Origin of the sequence: Ferrovibrio xuzhouensis (assembly GCF_042648965.1) — a bacterium.
GTDB lineage: Bacteria > Pseudomonadota > Alphaproteobacteria > Ferrovibrionales > Ferrovibrionaceae > Ferrovibrio > Ferrovibrio xuzhouensis.
This window is the reverse complement of the sequence record NZ_JBHRYJ010000001.1, coordinates 1,184,805-1,199,843: the sequence shown is the minus strand read 5'-3', so window position 1 is coordinate 1,199,843 and position 15,039 is coordinate 1,184,805. Positions and strand designations below refer to the sequence as shown.

The following is a 15,039-nucleotide window of genomic DNA, read 5'->3' as shown; positions in this document are numbered from 1 at the left end:
TAAGGAAACGCATGCCTGCCGCCCTGATCACCCGTGAGGAAGCCATCGCCCGGCTCGGCGACGTGTTCCGCCAGCATGGCTTTGAGGGCACGAGCTTAAGCGTGATCACCGCGGCCACCGGGCTCGGCAAGGGCAGCCTGTACAACTACTTCCCGGGCGGCAAGGACGAGATGGCGGCTGCCGTGCTCGCCCATGTCGACGACTGGTTCGAACGCGAGATCTATGCGCCGCTGCGCGCGGCCGGGGCGGGCGAGGTGCCGGCCGCGATCACTGCCATGTTCGACAACACCGCGCAGTATTTCCGTGGCGGCGGCCGGGTCTGCCTGGTCGGCGCCTTCGCGCTGGACGACACCCGCGACCGATTCGCCGCCGTGGTGCAGGATTATTTCCGCCGCTGGATCGATGCGCTGGCCGTCGCCCTGGAAAAGGCCGGCGTGCAGCAGCCGGTGGGCCTGGCAGAGATGACGGTCGCCGGCATCCAGGGCGCGCTCGTGCTGGCCCGGGCGCTCGACGAGCCGGCGGCCTTCACGCGTCAGCTCGGCATCTTGCGCGCCAATCTGCGCGCCGTGCTCGCTTCGGCGCTTGCCTGACGTTGGGGCAGCAGCCGTATCCTGTCTCCCAGATCAATCGGGAGGCAACATCATGACCGGCGGCATCATCCTGCACCATTACGGCACCTCGCCGTTTTCCGAGAAGGTGCGCGCGGCCTTCGGCATCAAGGATCTGGCCTGGCATTCGGTGACCATCCCGCCGGCGATGCCCAAGCCCGACCTGCTGCCGCTGACCGGCGGCTACCGCAAGACGCCGGTGATGCAGATCGGCGCCGACATCTTCTGCGACACCCAGGTGATCCTGCGCGAACTGGAACGCCGCCAGCCGGCGCCGACGTTCTTCCCCGGCCTGGCCAGGGGCCTCGCCGAGGGCACCGCCTTCTGGGCCGACCACCAGCTGTTCGGTGCGGCTGTTGCCGTCGCCTTCGGCCTGATGGGCGAGCATATGCCGGATTCCTTCCTTGAGGACCGCTCGAAATTCTCCGGCCGGCCGCTCGACCGCAGCAAGTTCAAGCCGCAGGCTGCCGTGATGACCGGGCCGCTGCGCGCGCATCTGGGCTGGATCGAGGAGGCGCTCGGCGATGGCCGCAGCTTCCTCTATGGCGATGCGCCGAGCCTGGCCGATCTCGCCGTCTATCACTGCGTCTGGTTCGTGCGCGACCGGGCGAAATCCGATGCGCTGGCCGATTACACGGCGCTGAATGCCTGGGCCGACCGCATGAAGGGCTTCGGCCATGGCGAAAAAATCGAGATGACCTCTGCTGCGGCGCTGGAGATCGCGAAGACGAACGAGCCGGCACCGGCCATCGGCGGGGTCGTTGCCAACGCGCTGGGGCTCAAGGCCGGCAGCCTGGTCAGCGTGACGCCGGACGATACCGGCCGCGATGCCACCATCGGCGAACTGGTGGCGCTGGATGCCCAGCAGGTCACCATCCGCCGCGAGAGTGCGGAGACCGGCAGCCTGCATGTGCATTTCCCGCGCGCCGGCTTCATCCTGGTGCCGGCGAAGCTGTGACCGCCATGGCCAGGACCATCGACTTTTACTACGACGTCTCCAGTCCCTGGACCTATCTGGCGTTTACCAACATCCAGCCGCTGGCGAAGGAAGCAGGTGCAACGATCCACTGGAAGCCCTTCCTGGTTGGCGGCGTGTTCAACACGATCAATCCGACCATGTACCGCATGCGCGAGAATCCGGTGCCGGCCCGCGATGCCTGGATCATGAAGGACATGCAGGACTGGGCGCGGCTCGCTGGGCTGAAGATCGTCTTCCCGCCGGCGGTTTTTCCGGTCAATCCGGTGAAGGCGCTGCGCGGCCTGCTGTGGGCCAAGACTCAGGAAAGCGGGGCGCAGGGCGAAGGCAAAGAGGTCGCGCTGGCGACCGCCTTCTTCGAACTCTACTGGGGCGAGGACCGCGACATCAGCCGTGACGAGGTGGTGGCCGAAGCCGCCGGTCGGGCCGGCCTCGATCCGGCTGCGCTGGCCGGGGCGATCAACGATCCGGCGGTCAAGGCGCAGCTCAAGGCCAATACCGACGAGTTGATCGCCCGTGGCGGCTTCGGCTCGCCGACCATCTTCGTCGGCGACGACATGTTCTTCGGCAACGACCGCCTGCCGCTGGTGCGCGAGGCGCTCAGGCGGCAGGCCTAGCCGCGCCGGCTGAGCAGCCCCGGCCCGGCATGCCAGATGGCATGCAGGCCGAAGCCGAGGAAGATTGCGCCGCTGATCCGTGTCACCCACAGCTCATGCCGGCGATAGAGCCGGCGCACCGGCGCCGCGCCGATCACCCAGACCAGGATGATGTCGCCGACGATGAAGCCGGCGCAGGCGGCGCCGAGCAGCGGCGGCAGGCTCGACCAGCCAAGCTCTGCCGACTGGCTGGCCAGCAGCGCGGTGAACATGGCGATGGCCACGGCATAGCTTTTCGGGTTGGTCAGGCCGAAGGCGAGGCCGCGGCGCAACGGCTGCGTCACCTCCGTGCTGAGTGCGCCATCCTCGCGCCGGCGCACGGTCACGGCGCGCCAGCCGAGCAGCAGAAGATACAGGCCGCAGGCCAGGCCGAGCAGGTCAAAGACGAAGGTGCCGAGGCTGGCCGAGCCGATGATGGCAACCAGTGCCAGTGCGCCCCAGACAATGTCGCCGGCGAAATGGCCGGCGAGGAATTTCACCCCGGCGCGGCGGCCTTGGCCGGCGCCGATGCCGAGCAGGGCGAGGAAGGCGGGGCCGGGGGTCAGGGTATAAGCAGCGCCGGCAAGGGCGGCGGCCAGATAGAGGGTGAGCGGCATGGCGTCCATCGCATTGCGGGCAGGAACCGCCTAAGCTTACGCCGATGCTGGCAGTGATTGCGATACCCGATTTCGATGATGCGGCGGCCGGCTGGATCGCCGCGCTGCGCGCGGCCCATGACCCGCTGCAGGACCGGGTGGCGGCCCATGTGACGCTGGCCTTTCCACAGGATGTCGCCGACCGCGGCGGCTTTCTCGCCCGCGCCGCCGATGTCGCTGCCGCCACGGCGCCGTTCGACGTTGCCTTCGACCGTCTCGGCCGTATGGAGGATCCGCATACTCCAAAATACCGTTTCCTCAATGTGCTGTGGGCCGACGGGCCGGCGGCGGCGAAACTGACCGTGCTGCATGCGGCGCTGAACGACGCGCCGGCGGCGGATTACGCGGCGCATCTGACCGTGGCGCGGTTTGGCGTGGTCTATTCGGCCAAGGCGCTGGAACGGCAGATCGGGCCACTCACACAGCCGGCCACGGGGCGTATCGCTGCGCTCCAGGTGCTGCAGCTCGAAAACGGCAGGATCACGCCGGAGGCGCTGTTTCCCTTCGGCGGCGCCTGAAGGCTCAACGGGTGCGCACCAGCACGCAGATGATCTCGTGCAGGTTCAGCTCGAAATGCGCGACGAAGCCGGGAAATTCGATGTAGTCCACCGCCCGCGCCATGGTGTCGAACAGCGCGCGGGCATCCCAGGCATGATAGTGGATTGAATAGTTCTTTGCCTTCAGCTCGGCAGCGTGTTTCTCTGCTTCGCCGGGGGGCAGCTGTGCCACCAGAGAGGCCCACTCGAGATAGTGCTGGTCACGCGCCAGCTCCGGGCCGTCACGGTCGTCCTGCACCAGATGCGCGAAGGGCGTCACCGGCCGGTGACGGTCGAAGGTGAAGTCGCGGTTCGGCACCGCATAGAACAGCCGGCCGTTGGGCCGGATCTTGCGGGCATGGGTGCGCAAAGTGCCGAGCAGATTCTGGCAATGCTCGAGGAAATGGTTGGCGACGATGAAATCCAGCGAGCCGTCCGGGATGCTGTCCAGTGTCTCGCCGCTGTCGATGATGTCGGGCTTGACCAGCGCCCGCTGGGCCATCTCCGGATATTCCTTGCGCAGGTCTTCCAGCGAATGGCGGTCGAGGTATTTCACCCGCGCATAGGGCTGCACGTTGAGCGGTGTGCCGAGCGCGCCGATCTCGATGCCGTCGCCCTGGATATGGCGGGCGGCGATCTGGGCGCGCAGGATGCGTTTATCGGGCTGCGGCTGCTGTGCCATCGGAAATCCTTTTCGCGCCCGCCGGTCCCTGGCAGGTCAGGGCGTCTCCAGCGGATGCGCCTGGAAAGCCGCCAAAGCTTCGCAGCGTTCGCACAGGTCGTAAAGCTTCGGCCAGGCGTCGGCCGGCACCAGTTCGGGCAGCATGACGCGCAGGAAGCTGACGGTGACCCCGGCGCTGATATCGGCCAGGGTGAGAAAATCACCGAGCATCCAGGGGTTCTGTTTATGCGCTTCCAGCGCTTTCAGGCCGCCGGTCGCCTGGATCAGCAGATGCTGGCGCCAGGGTTCATGGACTTTCTCGGCCGGCCGGCGGCGCACCTCGTAGATGGCGGCGACCGCCTTGTCGAGCACGCCGGTGGCAATCGCCATCAGCTGCAGGCAGTCGCGACGCGACCGGCCGTGCGGCGGCACCAGGCTTTTCGCCGGGCCGACCAGTTCCATCAGGTAGTCGAGGATGACGCCGGATTCGATCAGCCGCTCGCCGTCGTCGAGTTCCAGCACCGGCACCCGGCCGACCGGATTGATTTCCAGCCCGCGGTCGGGATCGGCGGTGACCGACAGGTATTCCCGCTCGTGCGGCACATCCAGCAGGGTCATGGCAATGGCAATGCGCCGCGAATAAGGCGACAGGTTGCGGCCGATCAACTTCATGAACTATCTCCCCAGACAGTAACGCCGCCGAAGCTTGCCGATTTTGCTGCAATGCACAAGAGCCCTGCTGCAACGCCTCACAGGAAGATTGGTGTCCGGCCATGAAAAAACGCCGGCCCTTGCGGACCGGCGTTTCGGTTTTGCGATTAACGCACGCGTCAGGCGGCGAACCCTCAGGCGGCGAGCTTGTCGAGCTCCATCAGCAGGGCATCGCCCATGCCGCTGGTGCCGACCTTGGTGCCGCCGGCGCCGAGGTCGGGGGTGCGGATGCCCTTGCTGAGCACATTCTCGGCTGCCTGGTCGATCAGGTCGGCATCGGCGCCGAGGTCATAGGCATAGCGCAGCGCCATCGAGAAGCTCTGGATGGTGGCGAGCGGATTGGCCACGCCCTTGCCGGCGATGTCGGGCGCCGAGCCATGCACCGGCTCGAACAGCGCCATGCGGCGGCCGGTGGCCGGATCGGCGGCGCCGATCGAGGCGGACGGCAGCATGCCGAGCGAACCGGTCAGCATGGCGGCGGCATCCGACAGGATGTCGCCGAACAGGTTGTCGGTGACCATCACGTCGAACTGCTTCGGGTTGCGCACCAGCTGCATGGCGCCGTTGTCGGCATACATATGCTCGAGCTGCACGTCCTTGTATTTCTCCTGGTGCAGCCTGGTGACTTCCTCGCGCCACAGCACGCCGGATTCCATCACGTTGGCCTTCTCCAGCGAGGTGACCTTGTTGCCGCGCTTCTGCGCCAGTTCGAAGGCCACGGCCGCCACACGGCGGATTTCACTCGTCGTGTAGACCTGGGTGTTGATGCCGCGGCGCTCGCCGTTCGGCAGGGTCTCGATGCCGCGCGGCTGGCCGAAATAGACGCCGCCGGTCAGTTCACGCACGATCATGATGTCGAGGCCGCGGACGACGTCGGGCTTCAGCGTGCTGGCCTCGACCAGCGCGTCGAAGCATTTCGCCGGACGCAGGTTGGCGAACAGGTCCATTTCCTTGCGCAGGCGCAGCAGGCCGCGCTCGGGCTTCTTGTCGAAGGACAGATTGTCCCACTTCGGGCCACCGACGGCGCCCAGCAGCACGACGCCGCAATCCAGTGCGTCCTGCATGGTCTTGTCGGCGAGCGGGGTGCCGTGCTTGTCGTAAGCCGCACCGCCGACCAGGTCTTCCTTGACGTCGAAGGAGACATGCCGGCGCTTGTCCATCCACTCGATGACGCGACGAACCTCGCCCATCACCTCGGGGCCGATCCCGTCGCCGGGCAGCATCAGCATGGTACGATTGGAAGCCATTTTCGGTTTTTCCTTCTACAGGGCGTCATCCCCGGACTTGATCCGGGGATCTTTTTCCGTTCTGCACGAGATGCCCGGCCAGGAATGGGCTTCTCGGGCCCGGGCATGACGATAATAATATGAAGTGAATGACTACGCGGTACGGCCGGCCCCGGCATACAGCCAGGGCTGGCTGCCATGCTGTTTGCTTTCGAAGCTGTCGATCTTCGACTTCTTCTCCAGCGTCAGCCCGATGTTGTCGAGGCCGTTGAGCAGGCGGTGCTTCTTCAGCGCGTCGATCTCGAAGGTGATGGTGCCGCCATCGGGGCCCTTGATCTCTTGGCGTTCGAGATCGACGGTGACGCGGGCATTGGCGCCGCGTTTGGCATCATCCATCAGCTTGTCGACGTCTTCCTGCGGCAGGGTGATCGGCAGGATGCCGTTCTGGAAGCAGTTGTTATAGAAGATGTCGGCGAAGCTGGTGGCGATCACGCAGCGGATGCCGTAGTCGAGCAGCGCCCAGGGGGCATGCTCGCGCGACGAGCCGCAGCCGAAATTGTCGCCGGCGACCAGGATCTGCGCGCCCTTGTACTGCGGCTGGTTCATGAAGAATTCCGGCACCGGGGTGCCGTCCGGGGTCTGGCGCAGCTCGAAGAACAGGCCTTTCGCCAGGCCGGTGCGCTCGACCGTCTTGAGGAACTGCTTGGGGATGATCATGTCGGTATCGACATTGATCATCGGCAGCGGGGCGGCGACGGCGGTGAGTGTGGTGAACTTGTCCATCTCGATCGTTTCCTTCGCTCAGGCGATCTTGCGCACGTCGGCGAGCTTGCCGGCGACGGCAGCCGCGACGGCCATCGCCGGGCTCATCAGGTGGGTGCGGCCGCGGGCGCCCTGGCGGCCCTCGAAGTTGCGGTTCGACGTGCTGGCGCAGCGCTCTTCCGGCTTCAGCTTGTCGGCATTCATCGCCAGGCACATCGAGCAACCGGGCTCGCGCCATTCGAAACCGGCCTCGAGGAAGACCTTGTCGAGCCCCTCGGCCTCGGCCTGATGCTTCACCAAGCCTGAGCCCGGCACTACCATGGCCTGCACGCCGGCGGCGACCTTGCGGCCCTTGGCGACGGCGGCGGCCGCGCGCAGGTCCTCGATGCGGCCGTTGGTGCAGGAGCCGATGAAGACGCGCTGGATCGGCACACTGTCGAGCTTCTCGCCCGGCTTCAGGCCCATGTAGTTGAGGGCGCGTTCCAGCGCGGCACGTTTCTGCTCGTCCTTGATATCGGCCGGGTTCGGCACGCTGCCGGTGATCGGCGCGACATCCTGCGGGCTGGTGCCCCAGGTGATATGCGGCGCGATGTCGGATGCCTTCAGTTCGACGACGGTGTCATACCTGGCGCCCGCATCGCTCGGCAGGGTTTTCCACCAGGCGATCGCCTGTTCCCAGGCGGCGCCCTTCGGCGCATGCGGCTTGCCCTTCACATATTCGTATGTCTTCTCGTCCGGCGCGATCAGGCCGGCGCGGGCGCCCGCCTCGATCGACATGTTGCAGACGGTCATGCGGCCTTCCATCGACAGGCCGCGGATGGCGCTGCCGGTGTATTCCATCACATAGCCGGTGCCGCCAGCGGTGCCGATCTTGCCGATCACCGCGAGGATGATGTCCTTGGCGGTGACGCCGGGCCCAAGATCACCGTCGATGTTGATCTGCATGTTCTTGGCCTTGCGCTGCGGCAGGGTCTGGGTCGCCAGCACATGCTCGACCTCGGAGGTGCCGATGCCGAACGCCAGGCTGCCGAAGGCGCCGTGGGTCGAGGTATGGCTGTCGCCGCAGACGATGGTCATGCCCGGCTGGGTGAAACCCTGCTCGGGGCCGACGATATGCACGATGCCCTGGTTGATGTCGTTCATCGGGAAATAGTTGACGCCGTATTCCCGGGCGTTCCGGTCCAGCGTCTCGACCTGGATGCGGGCCTCGTCGTCCTCGAAGACGAACTGGGCGCGGTCCGGCGTGGTCGGCACGTTGTGGTCGGGCACCGCCACGGTACGGTCGGGGCGGCGCACCTGGCGGCCGGCGGCCTTCAGGCCGGCGAAAGCCTGCGGCGAGGTCACTTCGTGGACGAGATGCAGGTCGATGTACAGCAGGCCGTTGCCCTGGTCATCGATATCAACCAGATGGCTGTCCCAGATCTTGTCGTAAAGCGTGCGCGGCGCGGTCATGGCGGCTGGTCCGTTCTGTATTCTTTGTGAGACGGGGCGTTCCCGGCCAGGAGACCTGGCCGGGGCCGGATTCAACAGGACCCGCCGCCCCCCGTCCAGAGGGGAATGCGGCGCTGCGCTGGATTTAAATTCGCCCCCGGCTTAAAAGATTTTCCATGCCCCACCTGCCCAGCCGCCGCCTGCTGCCCCTCAACGCCCTGAAAGCCTTCGAGGCCGCCGGCCGCCACCTGAATTTCACCGCCGCCGCCGAGGAACTGTCGGTCACCCTCTCGGCGATCAGCCACCAGATCCGCCAGCTCGAGGAGCTGCTGGGCGTGCCGCTGTTCCACCGCACCCGCAAGGGGCTGGTGCTGTCGACCGAGGGGCAACTGATCCTGCCGGACGTGCAGGAGGGCTTTGACCATCTGGCCAGCGCGCTCAGCAAGCTGGAAGCCCGGCGCGGCGAGGGCATCCTGACGGTCTCCATGCTGTCGACCTTCGCCATGCGCTGGTTCATTCCCCGCCTGCCGCGGTTCCAGGAGCAGTATCCCGATATCGAAGTGCGCATCACCACCTCGATCCGTCCGGCCGATCTGGAACGCGAGGGCATCGACTGCGCCATCCGCCACGGTGACGGCCATTGGCCGGGGGTGAGCGCGACCCGGCTGTTCTCGGAATCGCTGGTGCCGGTGGCGCATCCGAAATTCGCCAGGGGCAAGGAGGCCCTGCGCAAACCGGCCGACCTCAAGGGCCACAAGCTGCTGCATTCGCAGAACCGGCGCGAGGACTGGCGCATCTGGCTGAGCGCCGCCGGTATCAAGGACAAGGCGATCGATCCGAACAGCGGCCCGGTCTTCGAGACGCGGAGCTATGCGATTCAGGCCGCGGTGCAGGGCATGGGTATCGCGGTGATGGACCCGGAGCTGGCGGCGGAAGAGATCACCGCCGGCCGGCTGGTCAAGCTGTTCGATGGCACGGCTTTGCCGCTGACCAATGCCTACTGGTTCGTCTGCCTCGAACACATGGCCGATGCGCCGCGCATCAAGGCGATGCGCGACTGGCTGATCAGCGACGTGGCGGCCAAGACGGACTCCGCCGGCTAGGCGGCTGCTTCCAGCTGGCGGGCCATCCGGGCCAGCAGGTTGCGCACGATCACCCGGTGGAACGGCAGGATCACGGCGAGATAGACGCGGCCCAGCCGGTTATGGGTGCGCACCGCCGTGGTCAGGGTGATGCGGCTGCGGCCGTCGCCCTCGGGGGTGACGCGAACGAGGGCGCGGAAATCCAGATGCGCGTCGTCCAGGCCGGACAGTTCCATGCCGGGCGCGGCCCGTAGCACCGGAAAGCCGCGCTGGATGCGCGGCGCCTTGTAGCCGAGCCGTCCCATCACGGCATTGCGGGTGGCCATCAGGGTGTTGACCCAGCCGGGCGGCGTGCCGAAGGCGAGCTTCATGGCCGCACCGGGATCGATGTCCTGCCGTGTCACCACGACACTGAAGGCATCGGCGAAATCGCAGCCGGGCAGCGCGGCAGTGCAGTCCGGATCTGGCGGGGCGGGGGCGACGTGCGGCATGGCCGGCAGCATCGCCCCCAGAGACGGGTTGGTCCAGCCCTAGCTTATCGGCCGCGGTTGTCGACGCTGAACGGGCCGGCGCCGAAAGCGGCGACGTAGAGCAGGCCGCCGGCGATCGCCATGTTCTTGAAGAAGTTCGTCTTCTGCGCCATCACCATGGCCTCCGGCGAAGCCCAGTAATTGTGGAAGATGATGCCGGCCGCGACCGTGAAGAGGGCGAGGATCAGTGCGGCATAGCGGGTCTTGAAGCCGACCAGGAAGGCTAGGCCGACCACGACCTCGACAAAGATGGTGCCGGCGGCGGCGACCTGCGGCAGCGGCAGATTCTTCGACGCGATATAGCTGACGACGCCGCTGAAGCCGAAGATCTTGCCGATGCCGAATGGCACGAACAGCGAGGCGATCAGGATGCGGCCGACCAGCGGGCCGAATTTTTCGACAATGGACATAGGTGGGAATTCCCTGTTGGTTTCTTGATTGACGATGATGGTCTGCCTGCCGCCGCCAGCATCAGCATGTGGCGGCGGGCGATGGAAAAGACAATCTTACGCCGCCTTGTCCATGGCGGCGAAGGCCTCGGCCTCGCGGGCCATGGCGCGCTGCACGGCCGGACGCTGCTGCATGCGCTCGAAGTGCTTGCCGTAGTTCGGGCAGGCCGACATGTCGAGGCCAAGCTTGGTGGCCCAGTTGTAGAACACGAAGATATAGGCATCGGCCGCCGACCAGGTGCCGAACACCCAGTCCTTGCCGGCCAGTGCCTTCTCGACCAGGGCGAAGTTGGCGGCCGTCGCCTTGGCGGCCAGCGCCTTGATGTTGTCGGCACTGTCGGGCATGTCGCAGAAATTCTGCGGGCCGAAGAAGCGGCCCATCACCGGATGGATGCCCGAGGCGCACCAGGCGATGAAGGCCAGCGCCTCGGCCTCGGCCAGCGCGTCGCCGGCCGGCAGCAGCTTGGCATTGGGGAAGCTGCGGTTCAGATAGGTGATGATCGCGGTGTTTTCGGTCAGCACCTTGCCGTCGATCACCAGCATCGGCACCTTGCCCTTCGGGTTCAGCGCCAGGTATTCCGGCGTGCGGGTCTGGCCCTTGCGGGTGTAGGTCGGCTTCGGCGTGAAGGTGGCGCCGGCCTCTTCGAGGCAGATATGGGTCGCCAGCGAGCAGGCGCCGGGCGAGAAATAGAAATCGAGCTTGGCCATCAGGAATTCCTCTCTGTTCTTTACGGTTTTCGGCGCTTGCGCCGACCCCGCGCAGAGACATAGGACACCGTGGTATCAATTTGCAAGCAGGTACCTTTAACCCCTATACTGTCCAAATGGATACCAATGCTGCCGGCATGGCGGAGCCGATCGACTTCCGCCACCACCTGACGGCCGATGGCGGGCGGATCTGCGCCCGCATGATCTGCCGCACGCTCGACCTGATCGCCAACAAATGGGCGGTACCGATCATCCTGACGCTGGCCGCTGCCCGCCAGCAGCGGCCGGACCGGCCGATGCGCTTCAGCGAGCTGTCGCGGGCCCTGCCGCTGATCACCCAGAAAGAACTGACCAAGCAGCTGCGCAGCCTGGAGGCCGCCGGCCTGGTCGGCCGCCATGTGCATGCCGCGGTGCCGCCCAGGGTGGAATACTGGCTGACCGATCTGGGCGTCTCGCTGCGCCCGGTGCTCGACGCACTCGGTCGCTGGTCGGCCGAGAACGGCCCGGCGATGGCCGCCAACCTGCAGCAGAAGCAGGACGCCGTCGCAGCGGCGGAATAATCCGCGTCGCGACGTCCGGGGTTACGGATTCTCCAGGCTGAAGGTCGCCGTGTGGTCGTCATAGGCGAACACCTCGGCATAACGCCCCCAGCTGATCACCGCACGCAGGGTCTGCTCGGCGGCGTCGGGCGTCATGTGATCCTCCAGTTCGTCGAGGAAGCGGCTTTTCGGCGCCTGATGGCTGGCCCGCTCATCGAGCACGCGGCGCACATGGGCGGCCAGCGGCTCGTAGGTCAGCAGCTGCTGGGCGAACAGCCGTTTGCGCGCGTCGGTTTCGGCGGTGGCGAATTTCGCGCCGGCCTCGGTCAGCCGGATATCGCCGCCCTCGATCTCGGCGAAGCGCAGCATCTGCAGGGTCTCGGCCACCGGGAACAGGTCGTCGACCTCCATATGCAGGTCGGAGGCGATCTCCGGCAGGTCGGCGCGGCCGCCATAGGCACCGCCGGCCAGCGTCTCGATCAACCCCGACAGCAGGTTGGTCGAGACCCGCGGCAGGATGCTGCCGATGCCGATGCCGGGGAACCGCTCGTGTCGGCCGCCACTGCCGCGCGTCTCGCCGCCCGGCCGTGCCGTCATCTCGACGTAGATGCGCTCGACGAGGTCGCGGAAGCCGGGATCGTGGCGGTCGCGCGGCTGCGGCAGGTCGATCCCGATCTCGCCGACGATGCGGCCCGGATTGGTCGAGAAGATCAGCACCCGGTCGCACATCGAGACCGCTTCCTCGATATTGTGGGTGACCATCAGCACGCCCTTGATCGGCAGCTGGCCTTCCGACCACAGATCGAGGAAATCGGTGCGCAGGGTCTCGGCGGTCAGCACGTCGAGCGCCGAAAAGGATTCGTCCAGCATCAGGATATTCGGATGCACCACCAGCGCACGGGCGAAACCGACGCGCTGGCGCATGCCGCCCGACAGCTCGCGCGGATAGGCCGATTCGAAGCCGTCGAGGCCGATCAGGTCGATCGCCTGCAGCGAGCGGCGGCGAATTTCGTCGCGTGGCAGGCCGAGCGCCTCAAGGCCGATCTGCACGTTCTGCAGCACGGTCAGCCAGGGAAACAGCGCAAAGCTCTGGAACACCATGGCGATGCCGGCCGCCGGGCCGCTGACCGGCCGGCCCATATAGCTGACCGCGCCTGCAGCCGGCGTCGCGAGGCCGGCAATCAGCCGTAGCAACGTGGATTTTCCCGAGCCCGAGCGGCCGAGCAGGCCGACGATCTCGCCCTCGCGCAAGGAGAGGTTGATGCCATCCAGCACCAGCAGCTCGCCGCCATCGGGGCGCGGAAAGGTCTTGCGGAGCTCGCGGACGTCTAGCAGGGGCGCCTGATCCATCTTTCCCCTCCCTCAGGTGAGCCGGAACTTGCGTTCGGCAAAGCGATACAGCGGCCGCCAGAACACGCGGTTGATGACGACGACGAAGCCCGCCATCACGGCGATGCCGAGCACGATGCGATGATAGTCGCCGGCTTCGGTCGCCTGGGCGATATAGGCGCCCAGGCCATGGGCCTGCAAACGTTCGCTGCCCCAGCTTGCCACCTCGGCGACGATGCTGGCATTCCACGACCCGCCCGAGGCAGCGATGGCGCCGGTGACGTAGAAAGGGAAGATGCCGGGCAGGGCGACGCGGCGCCACCACAGCCAGCCGCGGATGTGCAGGTTGGTGCCGATGTCGCGCAGTTCGCCCGGCATCGCCGCGGCACCGGCGATCACATTGAACAGGATGTACCACTGGGTGCCGAGGATCATCAGCGGGCTGAGCCAGACATCTGGGTCAAGGCGAAACATCACGATGGCCGAGACGGCGACCGGGAAGAACAGGTTGGCGGGGAAGGCGGCCATGAATTGCGCTATCGGCTGCACGATGCGGGTGACCTTGGGGTGCAGGCCGATCCACACGCCAACCGGCACCCAGATGATGCTGGCCAGCAGGATCAGCACGAAGACGCGCAGCATGGTGAGCAGGCCGAGCAGCAAAGCGGTGCCGGCTTCGGTCCAGGGGACGCCCGCGCCGACGAAAACTGCGATCCGCCATATGGCCAGCGCGGCGATGGCGGCCATCAGCAGCGGCCAGGCCCGGTCGGTCAGCGACGTGGCGGTCGCGTCGGCGCCGGGGGTGCTGCTGTCCCGCACCGGCAGCACACGGTAGGACCAGCGCATCGCGGCACCGGCCGGCGCCGCCAGCCAGGCGGCGAGCGGCGAGCGACGCAGCACGGTCAGTACCCAGGACTGCGTCGGGGCCGCACCGCCGGCCTCCTGTTCGACGCGGAAGCGGCTGGCCCAGGCGACCAGCGGGCGGAACAGCACCTGGTCGTAGACCAGGATCACCACCAGCATGGCGCCGATCGCCCAACCGATGGCGCCGAGCGACCGCCGTTCCACCGCCAGCGCGATATACGACCCAATCCCGGGCAGGGTGACCGTGGTGTTGCCGACACTGATCGCCTCGGAGGCGACGACAAAGAACCAGCCGCCCGACATCGAGACCATCATGTTCCACACCAGCTGCGGCAGGGCGAAGGGCACCTCGAGACGCCAGAAGCGCATCCAGGTGCCGAACCGGTAGCCGCGCGCGACTTCGACCAGGTCGTCGGGCACGGTGCGCAGCGACTGGTAGAAGCTGAAGGCCATGTTCCAGGCCTGGCTGGTGAAGATGGCGAAGATCGCCGCGCATTCGGCGCCGAAGGCGAGGCCCGGCGCCAGCGACATGAAAAAGACGACAGTGACCGAGATGAAGCCGAGGATCGGCACCGACTGCAGGATATCGAGCAGCGGGATGAGGATCGCCTCGGCGCGCCGGCTCTTGGCCGCCCAGGTGGCATACGTGAAGGTGAAGACCAGCGACAAGATCATCGCCGCCAGCATGCGCAGCGCAGTCCGCGCGGCGTAATCCGGCAGCCGGGCCGGGTCCAGTGAAATGGATTGGGCGCGCAGATGCGCCAGCGGCTCGACGAAACCGCGTCCGGCCTCAGCCAGGAAGGCGAACAGGCCGACGATCAGTAGGACGGCGACGGCATCCCACAGGGTGAGGTGCCGCCGGCCGTGGCGACCGACGGAAATCGGGAGAGCGGGCTGCGACATCGGGGCATATCCCGCTCTCCGCAAGGCATCAGAGGCTTACGCGCTCTTGGGGGCGATGTCGCGCTTCTCGGTGATGCGGGCGGCCTTGCCGGTGCGGCCGCGCAGGTAATACAGCTTGGCACGGCGCACGTCGCCGCGGCGCACCACGGTGATCGACTCGATGCGCGGGCTGTACAGCGGGAAGATACGCTCGACGCCTTCGCCGTAAGAGATCTTGCGCACGGTGAACGACGAGTTCACGCCGCGGTTGGAGCGGGCAATGCACACGCCTTCATAGGCCTGCACGCGCTCGCGGCCGCCTTCGACCACCTTCACGTTGACCTTGAGGGTGTCGCCCGGGGCGAAGTCCGGCACCGCACGGGCGGCGGCGAGAGCGTCCGACTGCTCTTTCTCGATCTGCTGCAGAATGTTCATGGCAACCTGCCTTTCGTCT

At 66.6% G+C, this 15,039-nt stretch carries 18 protein-coding genes; 6 read left to right on the top strand and 12 right to left on the bottom strand.

Annotated elements, in window-relative coordinates:
• Positions 1–11: 11 nt before the first annotated feature.
• From ACFOOQ_RS05950 to ACFOOQ_RS05940, 3 genes are read left to right on the top strand one after another with little or no spacing between them, the layout of a single operon-like run.
• The gene (locus tag ACFOOQ_RS05950; RefSeq protein WP_379722951.1) at positions 12–590 is read left to right on the top strand and encodes a TetR/AcrR family transcriptional regulator; all 579 of its coding nucleotides are present in this window, start codon (positions 12–14) and stop codon (positions 588–590) included.
• A 52-nt stretch (positions 591–642) separates the two neighbouring features.
• Positions 643–1,566 carry a glutathione S-transferase family protein gene (locus ACFOOQ_RS05945; protein WP_379722948.1) on the top strand — a complete coding sequence of 308 codons (924 nt, stop codon included), beginning with the start codon at positions 643–645 and terminating at the stop codon, positions 1,564–1,566.
• 5 nt (positions 1,567–1,571) lie between these two features.
• Positions 1,572–2,201: a 2-hydroxychromene-2-carboxylate isomerase gene (locus tag ACFOOQ_RS05940; RefSeq protein WP_379722945.1), complete on the top strand. Its 630-nt coding sequence runs from the start codon at positions 1,572–1,574 to the stop codon at positions 2,199–2,201.
• Here ACFOOQ_RS05940 and ACFOOQ_RS05935 read toward each other — a convergent pair.
• Entirely contained in the window at positions 2,198–2,836 is a 639-nt protein-coding gene (locus ACFOOQ_RS05935; protein WP_379722942.1) for a LysE family translocator, read from the bottom strand. The two genes, ACFOOQ_RS05940 and ACFOOQ_RS05935, sit on opposite strands and share 4 nt — an antisense overlap.
• 44 nt (positions 2,837–2,880) lie before the next feature.
• Between ACFOOQ_RS05935 and ACFOOQ_RS05930 the strand changes: the two genes are divergently transcribed.
• A complete protein-coding gene (locus tag ACFOOQ_RS05930; protein WP_379722939.1) occupies positions 2,881–3,393 on the top strand; it encodes a 2'-5' RNA ligase family protein in 513 nt (170 codons plus the stop codon).
• A 4-nt stretch (positions 3,394–3,397) separates the two neighbouring features.
• On the opposite strand, the gene ACFOOQ_RS05925 is transcribed toward ACFOOQ_RS05930, so the two are convergent.
• The 5 genes from ACFOOQ_RS05925 to leuC all read right to left on the bottom strand — a co-directional run bounded on the left by ACFOOQ_RS05925 (position 3,398) and on the right by leuC (position 8,223).
• Positions 3,398–4,093, bottom strand: coding sequence for a methyltransferase domain-containing protein (locus ACFOOQ_RS05925; RefSeq protein ID WP_379722936.1), 696 nt, complete (start codon positions 4,091–4,093; stop codon positions 3,398–3,400).
• A 36-nt stretch (positions 4,094–4,129) separates the two neighbouring features.
• A complete protein-coding gene (locus tag ACFOOQ_RS05920) occupies positions 4,130–4,744 on the bottom strand; it encodes a glutathione S-transferase family protein (protein WP_379722933.1) in 615 nt (204 codons plus the stop codon).
• 173 nt (positions 4,745–4,917) lie between these two features.
• Positions 4,918–6,030: a 3-isopropylmalate dehydrogenase gene (gene leuB / locus ACFOOQ_RS05915; protein WP_379722930.1), complete on the bottom strand. Its 1,113-nt coding sequence runs from the start codon at positions 6,028–6,030 to the stop codon at positions 4,918–4,920.
• A 132-nt stretch (positions 6,031–6,162) separates the two neighbouring features.
• Positions 6,163–6,792, bottom strand: a complete 630-nt coding sequence (leuD, locus tag ACFOOQ_RS05910; protein ID WP_379722927.1) for a 3-isopropylmalate dehydratase small subunit — start codon at positions 6,790–6,792, stop codon at positions 6,163–6,165.
• An 18-nt stretch (positions 6,793–6,810) separates the two neighbouring features.
• The gene (leuC, locus tag ACFOOQ_RS05905; RefSeq protein ID WP_379722924.1) at positions 6,811–8,223 is read right to left on the bottom strand and encodes a 3-isopropylmalate dehydratase large subunit; all 1,413 of its coding nucleotides are present in this window, start codon (positions 8,221–8,223) and stop codon (positions 6,811–6,813) included.
• A gap of 155 nt (positions 8,224–8,378) precedes the next feature.
• Here leuC and gcvA point away from each other — a divergent pair, with 155 nt between their 5' ends.
• On the top strand, positions 8,379–9,305 hold the full coding sequence (gene gcvA / locus ACFOOQ_RS05900; protein ID WP_379722922.1) for a transcriptional regulator GcvA: 927 nt from the start codon (positions 8,379–8,381) through the stop codon (positions 9,303–9,305).
• Here the strand turns inward: gcvA and ACFOOQ_RS05895 are convergent.
• From ACFOOQ_RS05895 to ACFOOQ_RS05885, 3 genes are all read right to left on the bottom strand, one after another.
• Positions 9,302–9,775: a DUF2867 domain-containing protein gene (locus ACFOOQ_RS05895; protein ID WP_379722919.1), complete on the bottom strand. Its 474-nt coding sequence runs from the start codon at positions 9,773–9,775 to the stop codon at positions 9,302–9,304. The genes gcvA and ACFOOQ_RS05895 overlap by 4 nt on opposite strands.
• Positions 9,776–9,819: 44 nt before the next feature.
• A complete protein-coding gene (locus ACFOOQ_RS05890) occupies positions 9,820–10,224 on the bottom strand; it encodes a DoxX family protein (RefSeq protein WP_379722916.1) in 405 nt (134 codons plus the stop codon).
• Positions 10,225–10,320: 96 nt separating this feature from the next.
• Entirely contained in the window at positions 10,321–10,971 is a 651-nt protein-coding gene (locus tag ACFOOQ_RS05885; protein WP_379722913.1) for a glutathione S-transferase family protein, read from the bottom strand.
• Positions 10,972–11,087: 116 nt separating this feature from the next.
• Between ACFOOQ_RS05885 and ACFOOQ_RS05880 the strand changes: the two genes are divergently transcribed.
• Positions 11,088–11,531 (top strand): winged helix-turn-helix transcriptional regulator, encoded by a 444-nt coding sequence (locus ACFOOQ_RS05880; RefSeq protein ID WP_379722910.1) that lies wholly within the window; start codon positions 11,088–11,090, stop codon positions 11,529–11,531.
• Between the two features lie 21 nt (positions 11,532–11,552).
• Here ACFOOQ_RS05880 and ACFOOQ_RS05875 read toward each other — a convergent pair whose 3' ends face one another.
• Genes ACFOOQ_RS05875 through rplS form a run of 3 tightly spaced genes read right to left on the bottom strand, consistent with a single transcriptional unit; the run spans position 11,553 to position 15,020 of the window.
• Entirely contained in the window at positions 11,553–12,860 is a 1,308-nt protein-coding gene (locus tag ACFOOQ_RS05875; RefSeq protein ID WP_379722907.1) for an ABC transporter ATP-binding protein, read from the bottom strand.
• A gap of 12 nt (positions 12,861–12,872) precedes the next feature.
• Complete coding sequence (locus tag ACFOOQ_RS05870; protein ID WP_379722904.1) at positions 12,873–14,606, bottom strand: ABC transporter permease; 1,734 nt, start codon at positions 14,604–14,606, stop codon at positions 12,873–12,875.
• Between the two features lie 36 nt (positions 14,607–14,642).
• The gene (gene rplS / locus ACFOOQ_RS05865; protein WP_379722901.1) at positions 14,643–15,020 is read right to left on the bottom strand and encodes a 50S ribosomal protein L19; all 378 of its coding nucleotides are present in this window, start codon (positions 15,018–15,020) and stop codon (positions 14,643–14,645) included.
• Positions 15,021–15,039 lie beyond the last annotated feature (19 nt).